Origin of the sequence: Lentzea sp. HUAS12 (assembly GCF_024125735.1) — a bacterium.
GTDB lineage: Bacteria > Actinomycetota > Actinomycetes > Mycobacteriales > Pseudonocardiaceae > Lentzea > Lentzea albida.
Genome location: NZ_CP099738.1, coordinates 1,165,847 through 1,183,652, shown reverse-complemented (window position 1 = coordinate 1,183,652; position 17,806 = coordinate 1,165,847). Strand labels below are relative to the sequence as shown.

At 71.0% G+C, this 17,806-nt stretch carries 12 protein-coding genes; 9 read left to right on the top strand and 3 right to left on the bottom strand.

The genetic code is table 11. From position 1 onward, the window contains the following. Positions 1-59: 59 nt before the first annotated feature. The 3 genes from ND450_RS05490 to ND450_RS05480 all read left to right on the top strand — a co-directional run bounded on the left by ND450_RS05490 (position 60) and on the right by ND450_RS05480 (position 3,025). A complete protein-coding gene (locus ND450_RS05490) occupies positions 60-845 on the top strand; it encodes an alpha/beta hydrolase (protein WP_253325067.1) in 786 nt (261 codons plus the stop codon). Positions 846-994: 149 nt separating this feature from the next. Next, positions 995-2,746 (top strand): cytochrome c oxidase subunit I, encoded by a 1,752-nt coding sequence (gene ctaD / locus ND450_RS05485; RefSeq protein ID WP_253325066.1) that lies wholly within the window; start codon positions 995-997, stop codon positions 2,744-2,746. 3 nt (positions 2,747-2,749) lie between these two features. Continuing rightward, the gene (locus ND450_RS05480; protein WP_253325065.1) at positions 2,750-3,025 is read left to right on the top strand and encodes a DUF3040 domain-containing protein; all 276 of its coding nucleotides are present in this window, start codon (positions 2,750-2,752) and stop codon (positions 3,023-3,025) included. A gap of 12 nt (positions 3,026-3,037) precedes the next feature. Here ND450_RS05480 and ligD read toward each other — a convergent pair whose 3' ends face one another. Both ligD and ND450_RS05470 read right to left on the bottom strand, forming a co-directional pair. Beyond that, positions 3,038-4,030, bottom strand: coding sequence for a non-homologous end-joining DNA ligase (gene ligD, locus ND450_RS05475; RefSeq protein ID WP_253325064.1), 993 nt, complete (start codon positions 4,028-4,030; stop codon positions 3,038-3,040). Positions 4,031-4,226: 196 nt separating this feature from the next. Then, positions 4,227-4,391 carry a hypothetical protein gene (locus ND450_RS05470; protein ID WP_253325063.1) on the bottom strand — a complete coding sequence of 55 codons (165 nt, stop codon included), beginning with the start codon at positions 4,389-4,391 and terminating at the stop codon, positions 4,227-4,229. A 294-nt stretch (positions 4,392-4,685) separates the two neighbouring features. Between ND450_RS05470 and ND450_RS05465 the strand changes: the two genes are divergently transcribed. Both ND450_RS05465 and ND450_RS05460 read left to right on the top strand, forming a co-directional pair. Continuing rightward, the gene (locus ND450_RS05465) at positions 4,686-5,486 is read left to right on the top strand and encodes a trypsin-like serine protease (protein ID WP_253325062.1); all 801 of its coding nucleotides are present in this window, start codon (positions 4,686-4,688) and stop codon (positions 5,484-5,486) included. A 141-nt stretch (positions 5,487-5,627) separates the two neighbouring features. Further along, the gene (locus ND450_RS05460) at positions 5,628-7,205 is read left to right on the top strand and encodes a hypothetical protein (RefSeq protein WP_253325061.1); all 1,578 of its coding nucleotides are present in this window, start codon (positions 5,628-5,630) and stop codon (positions 7,203-7,205) included. Between the two features lie 7 nt (positions 7,206-7,212). On the opposite strand, the gene ND450_RS05455 is transcribed toward ND450_RS05460, so the two are convergent. Further along, on the bottom strand, positions 7,213-7,941 hold the full coding sequence (locus tag ND450_RS05455; protein WP_253325060.1) for a hypothetical protein: 729 nt from the start codon (positions 7,939-7,941) through the stop codon (positions 7,213-7,215). Between the two features lie 34 nt (positions 7,942-7,975). Between ND450_RS05455 and ND450_RS05450 the strand changes: the two genes are divergently transcribed. The 4 genes from ND450_RS05450 to ND450_RS05435 all read left to right on the top strand — a co-directional run bounded on the left by ND450_RS05450 (position 7,976) and on the right by ND450_RS05435 (position 17,600). Next, positions 7,976-8,134, top strand: a complete 159-nt coding sequence (locus ND450_RS05450) for a hypothetical protein (RefSeq protein WP_253325059.1) — start codon at positions 7,976-7,978, stop codon at positions 8,132-8,134. Between the two features lie 54 nt (positions 8,135-8,188). Further along, positions 8,189-10,615 (top strand): penicillin-binding protein, encoded by a 2,427-nt coding sequence (locus ND450_RS05445; RefSeq protein ID WP_253325058.1) that lies wholly within the window; start codon positions 8,189-8,191, stop codon positions 10,613-10,615. Positions 10,616-10,797: 182 nt separating this feature from the next. Beyond that, positions 10,798-15,321, top strand: coding sequence for a HAMP domain-containing protein (locus ND450_RS05440; RefSeq protein WP_253325057.1), 4,524 nt, complete (start codon positions 10,798-10,800; stop codon positions 15,319-15,321). After that, positions 15,318-17,600 (top strand): GAF domain-containing SpoIIE family protein phosphatase, encoded by a 2,283-nt coding sequence (locus ND450_RS05435; RefSeq protein WP_253325056.1) that lies wholly within the window; start codon positions 15,318-15,320, stop codon positions 17,598-17,600. Before ND450_RS05440 ends, ND450_RS05435 begins: the two co-directional genes overlap by 4 nt. The last annotated feature ends 206 nt before the right edge of the window (positions 17,601-17,806 follow it).

The window sequence follows — 17,806 nt, the reverse complement described above, 5'->3', positions numbered from 1 at the left end:
ACAATTGACAAAGTGTTGTTCCACAATCGGGCGCGGGTCTGGGCCACAAAGGAGCATCGATGCAGCTCGACGACGTTCGCGTGCACGGCGAGTCCGGCCCGCCGGTGCTGCTCCTGCCCGGTGGCGCCGAGTCCTGCGACGGCTTCTTCCCCGGTCTGCGCGAGGGCCTGACGGCGACCGCCCAGGTGGTCGAGCACGACCGGCCGGGCACCGGGACGTCCGCCGCGGAGGGATCGCTCGCCGGTGCCGCCGCCGCGCTCAGCTCGGTGATCGAGCGGCTGGACCGCGGGCCGGTCGTCGTGGTGGGGCAGAGCCTCGGCGGCGCGGTGGGCGTGCTGCTCGCCCGCGACCACCCCGAGCAGGTGGCGGGTCTGGTGCTGCTCGACCCGACGCCGATCAACGACCCCCGGCTCTGCGCGACCACCGAACGCATGACGGTCGTGCTCGGCCGGCTGGCCGCGGTGCCCGGGGTGCGCCGGCTGGTCGCCTCGGCGTTCCGCTCCGCCGCGCTGCGGACCGCGCGGGGTCTGCGCCCCGACTGCGCCGCCGCGGCCGAGCGCACGGCGAACCTCGACATCGCGGTACTGGCACGGGCGGTCCGCGGCCTGACCGCCCTGTCCCGCGACCTGCGCGAGTCCGACCTCCCCCGGCTCCCCGCGGTGGTGGTGACGGCCGACCGCAAGCCGGGCCACGCGGTCCGCCGGGCCCACGAACGACTGGCCGCCGCCCTCGGCGGCGAGATCCGCAGCTGGCCCGGTGCAACGCACGGCGTGCACCTCGACCACCCGGACGAGGTGCTGGCCACCGTCCGCGAACTCGTCGGCCGGGTCGCCGCGGCGAGCTGACCCCGGCGAGCGCGACCGGTGGCCGCCGACGGAAAACCCACCGCCGCGTGGTTCAGCCGGACGGACGCGCTCGGCCGGGTGTCGAGTGCGTTCTGCGGGGTAGTCCCCGCGCTGCGCGGCATCAGCCGTGCGGTGCCGAAGGGGAAACCATGACCACGCTGAAACCCACACCGGTCATTCCGCACCCGACGCGAGCCGCACGGGGCCGCAAGGGCACTGCGCTGCTGAAGCTGTTCAACACCACCGATCACAAGCTGATCGGGATCATGTACATGATCACGTCGTTCGGCTTCTTCATGGTCGGCGGCGTGATGGCACTGCTGATGCGGGGCGAGTTGGCCCGCCCGGGACTGCAGTTCCTCTCGAACGAGCAGTACAACCAGCTCTTCACCATGCACGGCACGGTGATGTTGTTGCTCTACGCCACGCCCATCGTGTTCGGCTTCGCGAACTTCGTGGTGCCGCTGCAGATCGGCTCGCCGGACGTGGCGTTCCCGCGCCTGAACGCGTTCTCGTACTGGCTGTTCCTGTTCGGCGGGCTGATCGTGGTCAGCTCGTTCCTGACGCCGGCGGGCGCCCCGGACTTCGGCTGGACCGCCTACACACCCCTGTCGAGCGCGACGCACTCCCCCGGCATCGGCGCCGACCTGTGGATCTCCGGGCTCGTGGTGAGTGGTCTCGGCACCATCCTGGGCGCGGTCAACATGATCACGACGATCGTGTGCCTGCGGGCGCCGGGGATGACGGCGTTCCGGATGCCGGTCTTCACCTGGAACATCCTGGTGACGTCGATCCTGGTGCTGCTGGCGTTCCCGATCCTGACCGCGGCGCTGCTCGGGTTGCTCGCCGACCGGCACTTCGGCGCGCACGTGTTCGACCCGGCCAACGGCGGCGTGATCCTCTGGCAGCACCTGTTCTGGTTCTTCGGCCACCCCGAGGTCTACATCGTCGCGCTGCCGTTCTTCGGCATCGTCACGGAGATCTTCCCCGTGTTCGGCCGCAAACCGTTGTTCGGCTACAAAGGCCTGGTCTACGCGGCGATCGCGATCGCCCTGTACTCCGTGGTGGTGTGGGCGCACCACATGTTCGCCACCGGCGCCGTGCTGCTGCTGTTCTTCTCCCTCACCACGTTCATCATCGCCGTGCCCACCGGCATCAAGTTCTTCAACTGGATCGGCACGATGTGGAAGGGGCAGCTGACGTTCGAGACGCCGATGCTGTTCAGCCTCGGGTTCATCGTGACGTTCCTGTTCGGCGGCCTGTCCGGCATCCTGCTCGCCTCACCGCCCATCGACTTCCACGTGCACGACACCTACTTCGTGGTCGCCCACTTCCACTACGTCCTGTTCGGCACCATCGTCTTCGCCACCTACGCCGGTATCTACTTCTGGTTCCCGAAGATGACCGGCAGGATGATGAGCGAACCGATCGGCAGGCTGCACTTCTGGACCACGTTCGTCGGCTTCCACGCCACCTTCCTGGTCCACCACTGGCTCGGCAACCAGGGCATGCCGCGCCGCTACGCCGACTACCTCCCGTCGGACGACTTCACCTTCCTCAACACCTTCTCCACCATCGGTTCCTTCGTGCTCGGTGCGTCCGTGCTGCCGTTCCTCCACAACATCGTGCGCAGCTACCGCTTCGGGGAACCCGCCGGCGCCGACGACCCGTGGGGGTTCGGCAACTCGCTGGAGTGGGCGACCACCTCACCCCCGCCGAGGCACAACTTCCACGAACTGCCCAGGATCCGGTCCGAGCGCCCGGCGTTCGAACTGCACTACCCGCACATGGTCGAGCGGATGCGCGCGGAGTCCCACGTCTCGTTGTTCAGGGGTCCGGCGGGCATCGACAAGACCACCGACGAGGCGCTGGCCCCGACCGACCGCGACGCGGAGCACTGAGCCGTGGACGCCGCTCGCGAACTCAGAGAACTCCGCCGGATAGAGCGCTGGTTCACCGTCAACGACCCGGAACTGGCCGCGACCCTGAGCGCGCACGGCGCCACGCCGCCGAAGGCGAAGCACCGGTGGATGCGACTCGTGGTCGACGCCCTCGGCGCGCTGCTGGTGATCATCGGGGTGGTCACGGTCCTGTTCACGCTCGTGTTCACAGGGGTGCTGGTGCTGATGACGGGCGCGTGCTGGCACGCCACGTGCCGACGTCGGCGAGCTACGCCGTGAGCGCTGACCTCATCACGTGGCGGGCAGCACCACGCTGACCGGATCCCGGTCAGGACGCATTCCGCGCCACGCCGGATGCCGCAACCGCCCGTCCGACGTCCACTGGCGGAACTCCACCTCGCCCACCAGCCGCGGTTCGACCCACCGCGCGTCGCGGGCGTGCTCGCGCGGCACCTCGACGTCGAACGGACTGGTGGCCCGTTCCAGCCTCGTCAGCCGTCCCTGCAACTCGGCGAGGACCACCTGACTGAAGCCGGTTCCGACGTGGCCGACGTACACGAGCCGGCCTTGCTCGTCGTGAGCTCCGAGCAGCAGGGAGCCGATCTTGCCCGCGCGGTTGCCCTGGCCCGCGCGCCATCCGCCGATGACGACCTCCTGGGTGTACCGGAACGGTGTTTTCACCCAGGCGGATGACCGTCGGCCGGGCTCGTAGCGGGACTTGATCCGCTTCGAGACGATGCCCTCGAACCCGTATTGGCTCGCGACGCGCAGCACGTCCTCGGGCTCGGTGTCCGGGAAGCTCGGCGGCACCTGCACCGCGTGCTCACCGGGCAGACCCAGGTCGACCAGCATCGCCCGGCGCACGTCGTACGGCTTCGACACCAGCGACCGCCCGTCCAGGTGCAGCAGGTCGAACACGAAGTACGCGATGCGAGGCCGGCTCGGCCGCAGTTCACGCACACCCGGCGCGGCCTTGTCGCGCTGCTGCAGCAGCGCGAAGTTCGGGCGGCCGTGCTCGTCGAGCGCCACGATCTCGCCGTCGAGCACGGCGGTCCGGTGGCGCAGCAGGTCGGGCAGGACGTTCAGCTCGGGGAAGCGGGGCATGAAGTCGAGGTCGTTGCGGCTGATCAACCGCACCTCACGTCCCTGGCAGTGGGCGACGCCCCGGTAACCGTCCCATTTGAACTCCACGGCCCAGCCGTCGTCCCGCGGCGCGGTGCCCGGCGTGGCGAGCATGGGCCGGATGAGGTCCAGCGGCCGGTTCGCCGGCGCTGCGCTTCCCATCTCGCTACCTCCTCCGCCTCCTTCTCACGTAGTCATGGTCGGCGAGAATTCACGAGGTCGCGACACGAGGAGACAGCCGACAACCGCGGTGCGACGTCCGCGAAGGAGCGAATGTGGCCCCGGAAGCCCCCGGCCGAGGTCTGCCCATTTCGTTCATCAGCCGCCGCGCGAGCTCGATCGGCAGCGTCGCACCCGATCACGGACCTTCGTGAAGCGGTGGACGCTGCTCGTCGGGTCCGAGGTCCGGATCGGTGGCGTGGTGGGCCAGGCCGGCCAACGTCATGATCATGTCGGCGTTGGTGCCCGTCGGTGCGTAGAGCAGCAGTTCCTCCTCGGTGCTCACCGGAACGCGCTCGGCCACCCCGATGATAGGAAAACCTCGGACACAGAGCGGAACAGATGAGCAGGACCCGCGGCGAGACGACGTTCGCGGAGGCGGCTTCGAGCACCCTGGTGCAGCGGCGAGCGGACGGTGCTGACAGGCGGATTCAGCGCGGCCGCGACCTCGGACGGGTCCGGCCCCGCCCACTAGGTCGTCCTTCACCGATGATGGTCGAGAACTCTCCACGCCGACAGGCGGGTTGCCTGCATGGTCTCGTCCACAGTGAACGGACAGCATTGGTCTCGTTCGCTGTTTCCGTTGTGCGGGAAGAACATGTCGAGACTGAAGTCCGTTCGCCGTGGCGTGGTCCGGGTGGCCGGTGTCCTGCTGGCGGGTGCGTTCGCCGCCACGGCGACGGCCGGAACCGCGGGTGCCATCGTCAACGTGGAGGACTCCTCCGAGCGCTACCCGTTCATGAGCTCGATCCCGATGACCGTGCCGAGCGCGGGCGACGCCGAGGGCGTGTGCGGGGCGTCGCTGGTCCACCCGCGGTGGGTCGTCACGGCGGCACACTGCGCCGGCCAGGGCGAAGGAGGTGCGGTGCTGGACGGGACCGTGCGCATCGGCAGCGACCACCGGACCTCCGGCGGCACCGTCCGGGTCGTCGACCTCGTGGTGCGCCGCCCCGGCTACGAGGTGCTGCCGGGAATGCAGCCCAACCGCAACGACATAGCCTTGGTGCGCCTGGACCGCCCGGTGGCGCAGCGGCCGATCCGGATCGCCGACCGGGCCGGCGCGCCCGGCACCCCGACCCGGCTGCTGGGATTCGGCACCACGGTCGAGGGGGCCGGACCGGAGGAGTGGGAGTTCGCCGAGCGGCTGCAGCAGCTCGACACCCGTCGCGGCGCCGAGTCCGAGTGCGCGCCCGGCTTCGCGAACCGGACCCGCCTCTGCACGGTGAGCCCGAAGGCCGGCGCCATGGCGTGCTCCGGCGACTCCGGCGGGCCCCAGCTCCAACGCGACAAGTGGGGACGGCGGGAGTTGATCGGCATCACCTCCGGCCCCGGTGACGAGGACGTGCCCTGCGCGAACAGGTGGACGTCGTCGACGGGGGTCATGCCCACTTTCGGGTGATTGAGGTGTGGCCGGGGAACGTTCGTCCCCTCGCGGGCTACCCCCGGCGTGCTGCCGCACCACACCCGAACAGCCACAAAGGACGGTCGAGGGGCCACCCCGGCACCTCGGCTCCTCCGTCACGATCACGTGGGGGCCTCGATGCCGATGGACGACGACCGCTCGCGTGGCCGGGTGGTGGCGCGGAAGCGCCGGGCCCTCGCCGTACCCCTGCTGATGTCCCTGGTGGTCACGAGCTGCACCGCCGGGCCGTTCGGGCTCTCGACCTTCGGCGCCGCCGACGCGGCGACGGCCGAAGTGGCCGCACCGGCCGAGAAGACCACGGTGCTCGACGCACCGCCCGGCCCGGCGTCGGCGGTCGCGATGAGTTCGGCGCTCTTCCACCGCGCGCCGGTCGTGGTGGTGGCCGCGGAGTCGGACCGCGCGGCCTCGGCCGGGGCGGGCGCCCTCGCGGAACGGCTGGGCGTTCCGGCGCTCCAGGTTCCCGCCTCGGCGGAGCCGGCGTCGAAGGACGCCGTGCGCGCGGAGGTGGAACGGCTCTCGCCCCGGGTGGTGGTCACCGTGGGCCCCGACGCGCGCCGGGAGGTCGAGTCGTGGGCCGGTGGGGCCGAGGTGGTCGGGATCGACGCGCCGCGGGACAGCGGCAAGGCTCCGGAGCCGCCCTCCGGGTTGCCGGCCGTCGAGCGCGCCCAGCCGGTGGACGTGACGGTGCTGGCGGACGCGGGTCGTGACGACACCGCGGCGGTCGCCACGGCGCGGGCGGCCGGCGCTCGGGTCGTGCGGCTCGAGGGTGCCGATCCGAGGAGCGACCAGGCCGCGATCGACGCGTTGCGCGCGGAGCCCTCCGGCGCGTTGCTGGCGCTGGGCGGGGACTTCGGTCCGCCGGACCGGCTGCGCGGGCGGGTCGACATGGCGGTGCGCGGCGGTCAGCTGCCGGGCGGTGGACAGGTCCTGTTCCCCGGCCGGATGCTCGTCTGCCTCTACGGCCACCCGGACGGGCCCGCGCTCGGCGCGCTCGGCGAGCAGGACCTCGAAGGCACCATCACCCGCGCCAAGGAGCTGGCGAAGCAGTACGAGCCGCTCTCCGACGTGCCCGTCGTGCCGAGCCTCGAGATCATCGTCACCGTCGCGCACGGCTCCCCCGGCCCGGACGGCGACTACTCGGGCGAGAGCGACGTCGAGTCGTTGCGCCCGTGGGTCGACCGTGCCGGGAAGGAGGGCCTCTACGTGATCCTCGACCTGCAGCCGGGCCGGGCGCGCCTGGTGGACCAGGCGAAGCGGTACGCGTCGCTGCTCGAACAGCCCCACGTGGGCCTGGCCGTCGACCCGGAGTGGAAGCTCGGGCCGGACCAGGTGCCGTTGCAGCAGATCGGCGGTGTCGACGCCGCCGAGGTCAACGAGGTCTCCGCGTGGCTCGCCGGCCTGACCGCCGCGAAGTCGCTGCCGCAGAAGCTGCTCGTGGTGCACCAGTTCCAGCTGACGATGATCCGCGACGAGCAGGCCCTCGACACCGGCCGCGACGAGGTGCAGCTGCTGATCCACATGGACGGCCAGGGCACCACGGGCCAGAAGGTGGACACGTGGAACTCCGTCGTGGGAGCGCGGCCGGGCGACCTGCCGATGGGCTGGAAGAACTTCTACGACGAGGACAAGCCGATGCTCACCCCGGAGCAGACCATGACCTACGAACCGAAGCCGTCGATGGTCTCCTACCAGTGACGCCGGGTCAGGTCTGGCAGACGCAGCGGTAGAACCGGGCGGCACCGAGCTTGTCGATCACGTCGTGCGCGGGCACCTCCTCGGATCCGAAGAGGACGGTGCGCTCGAAGCGGTCGCCGCCGCACCCGGACCTCGGCGTCCACACCAGCAGCTCGATCTCGTGGTCCGGGTGCTCGGCCTGCAGGCGCGCGAGAACGGCGTCGCCGGCGTCGGCGGTGCGCACGCCGCCTTCGGGCGACTCGGCCGCGACCACGGCGACGAGGTGGGCGATGCCGAACTGCCAGAGGTGCAGGGTGCGCGCGCCGTCCTCCTGGCGGTCGGAGAACGTCCACCGCGGGTCGTTGCGGAGGAGCTTCGCCTCCGAACTCCCCGGCAGGACACGGGATCCGCTCAGGCCGCGGGCGCAGCGCAGGCGGGCGAGCTGGTGCAGGAGCGCCTGGCGGACGGGCTCCACCTCGGCGACGAGCCCGGCGAGCTCGTCCAGTCCCGGGGCGTCCGGGTGGTTGAGGCGCCACCTCGCCAGTTGCCGCGCCATCGTCGCGTGGCCGACGCCGACGTCGTGGTACTCCTCCTCGAGCTGGTCGCACCACGAGCCGTCGGCGTCTTCCACCGCCATCCCGGACAACTCGCGCGCCAGCGCACGCGCCTCGCTCAACTCGGCGCGCAGGCCCGCCAGCGCGACGGGCACCATCTCGATGCCCAGGTCCGAGGGCTCGGCCGGATGCAGGTCTCCCACCCCCGCAACGATACGAACGGAAAGGCCACAGTGGATGATCAACACCCGGTCCGCGCCGCAGATTCGCCAATCCGTGCGACCCGGCCGTGCACGCGGATCGCCGCTGCCGCAACACGAAGAGGCGATCAAGGCCTCGACGGGCACGCTGGGTGACGAAATCCCCGTGTCGGATTCATTCGATGTGGGCGCCTGAGCGCGGACTCGCGGGGTAACCGCCCGCAGCCGCATCGACTGAGGGAGCCCGTCCTTGGACCGCAAGAAGATCGTGCCCTGCGCCGGGAAGCTGGCCGGGCTGTGCCTGCTCGCCGGCGTGCTGCTCGCAGGACTCCTCTTTCCGGTCACCGCGGGGATGGGGGTGCTGTCCAACGAGCTCAGCGACCAGGTGGACGCCACCCTCGCGCAGATGTTGAACACCGACCCGCCGTTGATGACGACCGTGACCGACAGGGACGGTGCGCCGATCGCGTACCTGTACGACCAGTACCGGGTCCGGACACCGCCGGACAGGATCTCGCCGCACATGAAGGACGCGTTGCTCGCGATCGAGGACCGCCGCTTCTACGACCACCACGGCGTCGACTGGCTCGCGACCGCACGGGCGGCGGCCCGCAACAACGCCAGCGGCGCAGTGGAGCAGGGCGCGTCGACGCTGACGCAGCAGTACGTCAAGAACTACCTGGTGCACGTGCTCGCCCGCGATGACACGAGCGCCCAGCGCCTGGCCCAGGAGCAGAGCGTCACCCGCAAGCTCCGCGAGGCCCGAATCGCCGTGGGCGTGGAAACGGCGCTGGGCAAGGACGAGATCCTCGCGCGCTACCTCGACCTCGTGCCGTTCGGCTTGACGATCTTCGGGATCGCCGCCGCGGCGCAGGCCTACTTCGGCACGACCCCGGCCGAGCTGACCGTGCCCCAGGCCGCGATGCTCGCGGGCATGGTCAACAGCCCGAGCGCGCTCGACCCGGAGACGCGGCCCGACAAGGCCTTCGAACGCCGCAACCTCGTCATCGACGCGATGGCGGCCGACGGGAGGCTCTCGGCCAAGGACGCGGCACGCCACAAGTTCGCTCCGCTCGGACTGAGCAAACCCGTCCGTCCACTGCGGACCGGGTGCGTGGGCGCCGGTCCGTCGTACGGCTTCTTCTGCTCGTTCCTGGTCGAGTACCTGGGCGAGTCCGGGTTCAACCTGGAGGAGCTGAAGATCGGCGGCTACCGCGTGGAGACGACGCTGGACCCGCGGATCACCGAGCACGCGAAGCAGGCCGTCGAGGCTCAGGCGCCGAAGAACACCCCCGGTGTCGCGAACACCATGGCGGTCGTCCGTCCGGGCAAGGACGCGCACGAGGTCGTCGCGCTGGTCGCCAACCGCGACTACGGGCTGAAGCAGGAGGAGTTCCAGACCCAGTTCGACCTGCCGAGCGGGGTGGAGAACAAGTTCGGCACGGGCTCGGTCTACAAGATCTTCACCGCGGCCGCCGCGCTGGAGAAGGGGATCGGCATCGACACGGTGATCCCCTCCCCCAACACGTACACGTCGAGGGTGTTCAAGGGCGGGGCGCGCTCATGCCCTGCCACCGGGGAGCCGGACACGCGCTGGTACTGCCTCTCCAACCACAACGACCGCTACCCGCCGCAGATGCCGCTGAAGCAGGCGCTCGCCACCTCCCCCAACACGGCTTTCGTGATCCTGGAGGAGAAGACCGGCGTCGACGCGGTGGTGGACATGGCGTCCCGGCTCGGCATGCGCAGGACGATGGCCACCAACATCGCCGGTGTGCGGCCGACGCCGAAGGCACCCCGGGACCTGCGGCTGTCCCAGGCGCAGTACTACGCGTCCAACGCCAACGCCTCCTTCACGCTGGGTCCCGCACCGTCGAGCACCCTCGAACTCGCGAACGTGGCGGCGACGGTCATGAGCGGCGGCACGTGGTGCAAGCCCACCCCGGTCCGCCGGGTCCTCGACCGGAACGGCCGGCCCGTCGAGCTGGCGAAACCACCGTGCGAACAGGCGGTGCCGAAGAAGCTGGCTGACGCGCTGGCCGTCGGGCTCAGCGAGGACGCCACAGGCACGGGCAGCTCCTCGAACGCCGCGCGCAAGGCCGGGTGGACGCGCCCGATGATGGGCAAGACCGGCACGACCGAGGAGTACAAGTCCGCGGCCTACGTCGGGGCCACGCCCGACTACGCGGGCGCCGTCCAGGTGTTCAACGACGGCACCTCGCCGAAGGGCATCTGCATCGGCTCCGGGCCGCCCCGGCTGTGCTCCCAGGGCAACGTCTACGGCGGTACCGTGCCCGCCGCGACCTGGTTCGACACGATGGTGAAGGTGCACGAAGGCCTGCCCGAGAAGCCCCTGCCCGAGGTCGAGGACCGCTACCGCCACGGCGACAGCAGGATGTCCGTGCCGGACGTCGTCGGCACGGACGTCACCAAGGCCTCGGCGGTGCTGCGCCAGGCCGGTCACCAGGTGACGACGGTGTCCGTCAGCTCCCCCCGACCTCGCGGCACCGTGATCGCCCAGTCGCGCAAAGGTTCTTCCCTGCAAGCCGCGCCGGTGACGCTCTCGGTGAGCAGCGGCCCCGCCGCGCCGACGACTCCCCCGCCGGACCTCGCCTCGTCCACCGCGGTCCCGCCGCCCCCGGACCCCGGGCGGCCCGCCGCCGCTCCTCCGCGATGACACCGTTCGAGTGATCATCGCGGGACGGACGGCGGGCCTTCCCGCACGTCGTGCCCCCGGCGTCCGCTCGGCGGGACGAACAGCTCGGCGCCGAGGTCCAGTAATGTCGTTCGGGTCGTGAGGTTTGCTTGAACACACAGGTCTGCCTCCACGTGTTCGAGTCGTGCAGTGGAGGACCTGGGATGAGTGGCACGAGCGCGCCTGCTGACGGTCGGGACGCGCGAAGAGCAGTCGACCTGCCCGAACTGCGGCAGTTGCTCGCCGGGCTCACCGCCGTGCGCGACGGCGACTTCGGCATCCGCCTGCCCGACGACTCCGACGGGCTGCTCGGGGAGATCGCGACGGTCTTCAACGGCATGGTGGACCAGCTGTCGCTGTTCACCTCCGAGGTCACCCGCGTCGCCCGGGAGGTCGGCACGGACGGCCGCCTCGGCGGCCAGGCCGAGGTGCCCGGGGTGTCCGGCACCTGGAAGGACCTCACCGACTCGGTGAACGCCATGGCGGGCAACCTGACGAGCCAGGTCCGCGACATCGCCCAGGTCGCCACCGCGGTCGCGCGCGGCGACCTGAGCCAGAAGATCGACGTCGACGCGCGCGGCGAGATCCTCGAGCTCAAGAACACCGTGAACACGATGGTCGACCAGCTGTCGTCGTTCGCCGACGAGGTCACCCGCGTGGCCCGCGAGGTCGGCAGCGAGGGCAGGCTCGGCGGCCAGGCCGAGGTGCCCGGCGTCGGCGGGGTGTGGCTCGACCTCACGAACTCCGTGAACTTCATGGCGGGCAACCTGACCGACCAGGTCCGCAACATCGCCCAGGTGACCACCGCCGTCGCGCGCGGCGACCTCAGTCAGAAGATCACCGTCACCGCGCGCGGCGAGATCCTCGAACTGGCCAACACCATCAACACGATGGTCGACCAGCTCAGCTCGTTCGCCGACGAGGTCACCCGCGTCTCCCGCGAGGTCGGCACCGAGGGCGCGCTGGGCGGCCAGGCCGACGTGAAGGGCGTCTCCGGCACGTGGCGCGACCTCACCGACTCGGTGAACTTCATGGCGGGCAACCTGACCGCGCAGGTGCGGTCCATCGCCCAGGTCGCCACCGCGGTCGCCAGGGGCGACCTCAGCCAGAAGATCACCGTCACCGCCAGGGGCGAGATCCTGGAGCTGAAGAACACGATCAACACGATGGTCGACCAGCTCAGCTCGTTCGCCGACGAGGTGACCCGCGTGTCGAGGGAGGTAGGCACGGACGGCCGCCTCGGCGGTCAGGCGGACGTGAAGGGCGTCTCCGGCACGTGGAAGGACCTCACGGAGTCCGTCAACGTCATGGCGGACAACCTCACCGCGCAGGTGCGGTCCATCGCCCAGGTGACCACGGCCGTCGCGCGCGGCGACCTGAGCCAGAAGATCCGCGTCGACGCGCGCGGCGAGATCCTGGAGCTCAAGGAGACCATCAACACGATGGTCGACCAGCTCTCCGGTTTCGCCGACGAGGTCACCCGCGTGTCCCGCGAGGTCGGCACCGAGGGCAACCTGGGCGGCCAGGCGACGGTGCGGGGCGTCTCCGGCACGTGGAAGCACCTGACGGACAACGTGAACGTCATGGCGTCCAACCTGACCAACCAGGTCCGGTCCATCGCCCAGGTCGCCACCGCCGTCGCGCGTGGCGACCTCAGCCAGAAGATCACCGTCGAGGCCAAGGGCGAGGTCGCCGCGCTGGCGGGCGTCATCAACACGATGGTCGACACGCTGTCCGCGTTCGCCGACGAGGTCACGCGCGTGGCCCGCGAGGTGGGCACCGAGGGCATGCTCGGCGGCCAGGCGCGCGTGCCGAACGTGGCGGGCACGTGGAAGGACCTGACCGACAACGTCAACTTCATGGCGAACAACCTGACGAACCAGGTGCGCAACATCGCCCAGGTGACCACCGCGGTCGCGCAGGGCGACCTGACGAAGAAGATCGACGTCGACGCCCGCGGCGAGATCCTCGAACTCAAGACCACGATCAACACGATGGTCGACCAGCTCTCCTCGTTCGCCGCCGAGGTGACGCGCGTGGCGCGGGAGGTCGGCAGCGAGGGCCGGCTGGGCGGCCAGGCCGAGGTCGAGGGCGTCTCGGGCACGTGGAAGCGGCTCACCGAGAACGTGAACGAGCTCGCCGGCAACCTGACCCGGCAGGTGCGGGCGATCGCCGAGGTGACGAGCGCGGTGGCCGAGGGCGACCTGACCCGGTCGATCACGGTCGAGGCCTCCGGTGAGGTCGCGGAGCTCAAGGACAACATCAACTCGATGGTCGGGTCGCTGCGCGACTCCACCAAGGCCAACCAGGACCAGGACTGGCTGAAGTCGAACCTGGCGCGCATCTCCGGCCTGATGCAGGGCCGCCGCGACCTCGCCGTGGTCGCCGAGCTGATCATGGACGAGCTGACGCCGCTGGTCTCCGCCCAGTTCGGCGCGTTCTACCTGGCCGACGACGCGGACGACCGCCAGGAGCTGCGCCTGATCAGCTCCTACGGCCACCCGGACGACGACTCGCGGCCGACCCGGTTCCAGTTCGGGCAGTCGCTGGTCGGCCAGGCCGCGCGCAGCCGCCGCACCATCGCCGTCGACGAGATGCCCGCCGACTACGTCGCCATCACCTCCGGGCTCGGCCGCACCGCGCCGGTGAACCTCGTCGTGCTGCCGATCGTGGTGGAGGACCAGGTCCTCGGCGTCATCGAGCTGGCGTCGGTGCACCGCTTCACCGACATCCACCGCGACTTCCTCGAACAGCTGATGGAGACCGTCGGCGTCAACGTCAACACCATCATCGCCAACGCCCGCACCGACGAGCTGCTCGTCGAGTCGCAGCGCCTGGCGGGCGAGCTGCAGTCGCGGTCCGGCGAACTGCAGGTGCGCCAGGAGGAACTCCAGCGCTCCAACGCCGAGCTGGAGGAGAAGGCCGCGCTGCTGGCCACGCAGAACCGCGACATCGAGGCCAAGAACCTCGAGATCGAGCAGGCGCGCCAGGAGCTCGAGACCCGTGCGCGGGAGCTCTCGCTCGCGTCGAAGTACAAGTCGGAGTTCCTGGCCAACATGAGCCACGAGCTGCGCACCCCGCTCAACAGCCTGCTGATCCTCGCCCAGCTGCTGGCGCAGAACCCGAGCCGCAACCTCACGCCGAAGCAGGTCGAGTACGCGGGCATCATCCACTCCGCGGGCTCGGACCTGCTGGGCCTGATCAACGACATCCTCGACCTGTCGAAGATCGAGGCGGGCAAGATGGACGTCACGCCCGAACGCGTGCCGCTGCGGCAACTGCTGGACTACGTCGAGATGACGTTCCGACCGCTCACCTCCCAGAAGGGGCTGGGCTTCCAGCTGACCACCTCGCCGGGCACACCGCCCGAGCTGGTCACCGACGACACGCGACTGCAGCAGGTGCTGCGCAACCTGCTCTCCAACGCCGTGAAGTTCACCGAGACCGGCGGGGTGGAGCTGCGCATCGGGCTCGCCGACCCCGAGGAGCTGCCGCTCGCGGTCCGGGCGCACGGGCCGGCGATCGCGTTCCGGGTCAGCGACACCGGCATCGGCATCGCCGAGCACCAGCTCGACTCGATCTTCGGCGCGTTCCAGCAGGCCGACGGCACGACGAGCCGCAAGTACGGCGGCACGGGTCTCGGCCTGTCGATCAGCCGGGAGATCGCCTACCTCCTCGGCGGCTCGATCACCGCGGAGAGCGCGCTGGGCAAGGGCAGCACGTTCACGCTCTACCTCCCCGTGCACAGCACGGACTTCACCGAGCAGCCGCGGGAGACGACCGCGGAGGAGCTGCCCTCCGCACCCGCGGAGGAGCCCGCGCCGGTCCCCGTCCACCGGCGGAGGCTGCTCGTCGTGGAGGAGCGGCCGCAGGGCCTGCTGTCGCTCGTCGCGCAGAGCGCCGTGACCGACCTGTCCGCGAGCAACGACCCGCGCGGACCGGTCGAGGTGGTCACCGCGGTCGGCAGGGAGGAGGCCGCGGCGGCGCTCGCGACCGATCCGTGCCACTGCGTCGTGCTGGAGCTGGACATGCCGGACGGCGCCGCGCTCGCGTTCCTGGAGGCGCTCGACGGCGATCCGGCGACCCGCACGATTCCCGTGCTGGCGCACAACAACCGGAGGTTGTCGCCCTCGTACGAGAAGGAGCTGCAGGCGCGCAGCGGCACGCGGCCGCTCGAACTGCTGTCCAGTTTGGACGAACTGCGCGAGCGGATCGCGTTGCACCTCGACGCCGACGGTCCCGAGGACGTGCTGCCGCTCGTGCGGCCGGAGCAGCCGCGGCCACCGGCCCGCCAGCAGGGCAACGGCGCCCTGGCCGGGCGGACGGTGCTGATCGTCGACGACGACGCCCGCAACCTGTTCGCGCTCAGCAGCATTCTGGAACTGCACGACATCCGCGTGCTGCACGCCGAGAACGGCAGGGAGGGCATCGAGGCCCTGACCGCGCACCCGGAGATCGACCTGATCCTGATGGACGTGATGATGCCGGAGATGGACGGGTACGCCGCCACCGCCGCCATCCGCGCCATGCCGGACCACGCGGAGCTGCCGATCATCGCGGTGACCGCGAAGGCGATGCCCGGCGACCGCGACAAGAGCATCGCCGCGGGAGCGAACGACTACGTCACCAAACCCGTCGACGCCGACGACCTGGTCTCGTGCATCCACCGGTGGATGCGGTCCCGGTGACCGCGGACGAGGTGGGCGTCGGGCGGCTCGCGGGCACCGTCGCCCGCCTGCGCAGGGAGATCGACGAGGCGCGGGCCGAGGCGGACGGCCGCGCGCTGGTGGAACTCGCGAAGGGTGTGCTCGTCGAACGGCTGCGCTGCGGTCCCGCGCAGGCCGCGGCACAGCTCGCCCTGCTCGCCGAACGCGCGGGCACCACGCAGTTCACGCTCGCCGTCGACATCATCAACGAGGTCTCCGGCGACGAGCTCACCGCCGTCCCCGCGGCGGGAACGGACACCGCCACCGCGATCCGGTTGCGCACGGCGGAAAGCGGCGCCCTGCACGCCGGCGACACGCAGTCCGTGGCCGAGTCGCTCTTCGCCCACGCGCTCGCCCCGCTGGGCGCGAGCGCCGTGGCGATCTGGCTGGCGGGCGCCGACTCCTCGCTCACCCTGGCCGGGCACGCCGGGTTCGCGGCGGGCGAGGCGAACCGGTGGCGCTACGTCCCTCCGGGCGTGCCCACCCCGGCGCGGCGCGCGCTCGTCGAACGCGAGGCGGTGTGGATCCCCGACCTCGGCGAGTCCGGTCTGCCGTCGATCGGGTCCACCCTGCGCGGCCGCGCCACCGTCCCTGCCGGAACCGGCGGCCGGATCGCGGGCGTCCTGGAGATCTGCTGGTCCTCGCCACTGCCGCCGCAACCGCTCAGCGTGCTGAAGCAGGTGGAGGCGCTGGCGGAGCTGTGCGCGGCCACGCTCGACAGCACGGCACCCGCCGGCCCCGCCGCGCCCGCCCCGTCCGAGCTGACGGACCTCGCGGACGGCCTGCTCGACCCGGCCCTGGTGCTGGGCCCGGAGGTCTCGCCCGACGGGACGATCACCGACTTCCGGGTGCACCACGTCAACAGCGCGTTCGTCGACCTCGCGGGCAGGCCGCGCACCGCCGTGGCCGGCAAGACCCTGCTGGAGGCCTATCCCCTGGCCGCCGCCGAGGGCGACCTGTTCGACAAGATCGCGCACGTGCTCGCCACCGGTGAGGCGTTCCGGGCCGAGCAGATGAACCTCGCGGCGCTGGTCGACGAGGTCCCGCTCACGGTGACGGCCGGGGTGAGCATCACCCGGCACGGCGCGCTGGTCCTCGTGGTGTGGCGGGTGCAGGACGAGACGACCCGCCTCGCGAACCTGTTGCAGCACGCCCAGCGCCTCGGCCGCGTCGGCGGTTTCGAGGAGGAGCGGCACAGCGGCACGATCGTCTGGAACAGCCAGCTCTACGCCCTCCACGGCCGGGACCGCGGCGCGGGCCCCATCCCGCTGGAGGAGATCGCGGACCACGCCCACCCGGACGACGTGCCCGCGCTCAACGGGTTCGTGCAGACCGTCCTGCGCGACCACCGGCACGCCTCCGCGGCGTTCCGCCTGCAGCGGCCGGACGGCGTGACCCGGCACGTCCGCGTGATCGCGGAACCCGTGCTCGACCCCCTGGGGACGCTGCTCGCCGTCCGCGGCGCCTACCAGGACATCTCTGCCCAGCACTGGACCGAGGTCGCGCTGTCCGCGACCCAGGACCAGCTCGCGATCACGGCCCAGGAGGCGGCGGAGCGCAACAGGCTGACGTTGCAGCTCCAGCAGGTGATCATGCCTCCGACCCATCCCACCCTGGAGGCCTTCGGACTGCGCGTCGCCGTGCGCTACCAGCCGGCCGCGCAGGAGGAGCTGGTCGGCGGCGACTGGTACGACGCCGTCGTGCTGCCGTCGAAGCAGATCCTGGTCTCCGTCGGCGACATCACGGGCCACGGCGTCAAGGGCGCGACCGGAATGGTCGTGCTGCGCAACGCGTTGCGCGGTCTCGCCGCCACCGGCGCGGGCCCGGCCCAGCTGCTCACGTGGCTCAACCTGGTGGCCCACCACCTCGCCGACCACATCTTCGCCACGGCGATCTGCGGCGTGTACGACCCGAACACCCGCGTGCTGCGGTGGGCCCGTGCGGGCCACCTGCCACCGGTGCTGGTCCGGGGCGGGCGCGGCGAACTGCTGCCGATGCTGCCCGGCATGATGCTCGGCGCGTTCGCCGAAGCGTCCTACGTGGAGGGAGAGGTCGTCCTGGAGTCCGGGGACACGCTGGTGCTCTACACGGATGGCCTGGTGGAGCGCAGGGACCTGCCGCTGGACGACTGCCTCGACCGGCTGTGCGCCGCCGCGCAGGAACCACGGGCGAACCTCGACGAGCTGCTGGACCACCTGCTGGTGCACAGCGACTCCAACACCGACGACGACACGTGTGTCGTCGGTGTGCAGCTGCCGTGACGAGAGCCTGGGTTCCGGCCCGCAACGCCGTGAAGCGCCCGGCTGGAAGGTTCAGCCGGGCGCTTCACTGTTGGCACACGCCCATCGCGATCGACGCCTCTTCAGACGACGACGACCGCGGCTGCACGGGCGCGCCTGGTCACCACCACACCGCGCAAAACGCCGCCCCGGGCCGTACCGGCCCCGAAGTGATCAACCGGTAGGAA

Coding starts and splice junctions, on each gene's coding strand:
- ND450_RS05465 (WP_253325062.1), top strand. CDS start 4,686: ATGTCGAGACTGAAGTCCGTTCGCCGTGGCGTGGTCCGGGTGGCCGGT.
- ligD (WP_253325064.1), bottom strand. CDS start 4,030: ATGGGAAGCGCAGCGCCGGCGAACCGGCCGCTGGACCTCATCCGGCCC.
- ND450_RS05490 (WP_253325067.1), top strand. CDS start 60: ATGCAGCTCGACGACGTTCGCGTGCACGGCGAGTCCGGCCCGCCGGTG.
- ctaD (WP_253325066.1), top strand. CDS start 995: ATGACCACGCTGAAACCCACACCGGTCATTCCGCACCCGACGCGAGCC.
- ND450_RS05460 (WP_253325061.1), top strand. CDS start 5,628: ATGCCGATGGACGACGACCGCTCGCGTGGCCGGGTGGTGGCGCGGAAG.
- ND450_RS05440 (WP_253325057.1), top strand. CDS start 10,798: ATGAGTGGCACGAGCGCGCCTGCTGACGGTCGGGACGCGCGAAGAGCA.
- ND450_RS05450 (WP_253325059.1), top strand. CDS start 7,976: ATGATCAACACCCGGTCCGCGCCGCAGATTCGCCAATCCGTGCGACCC.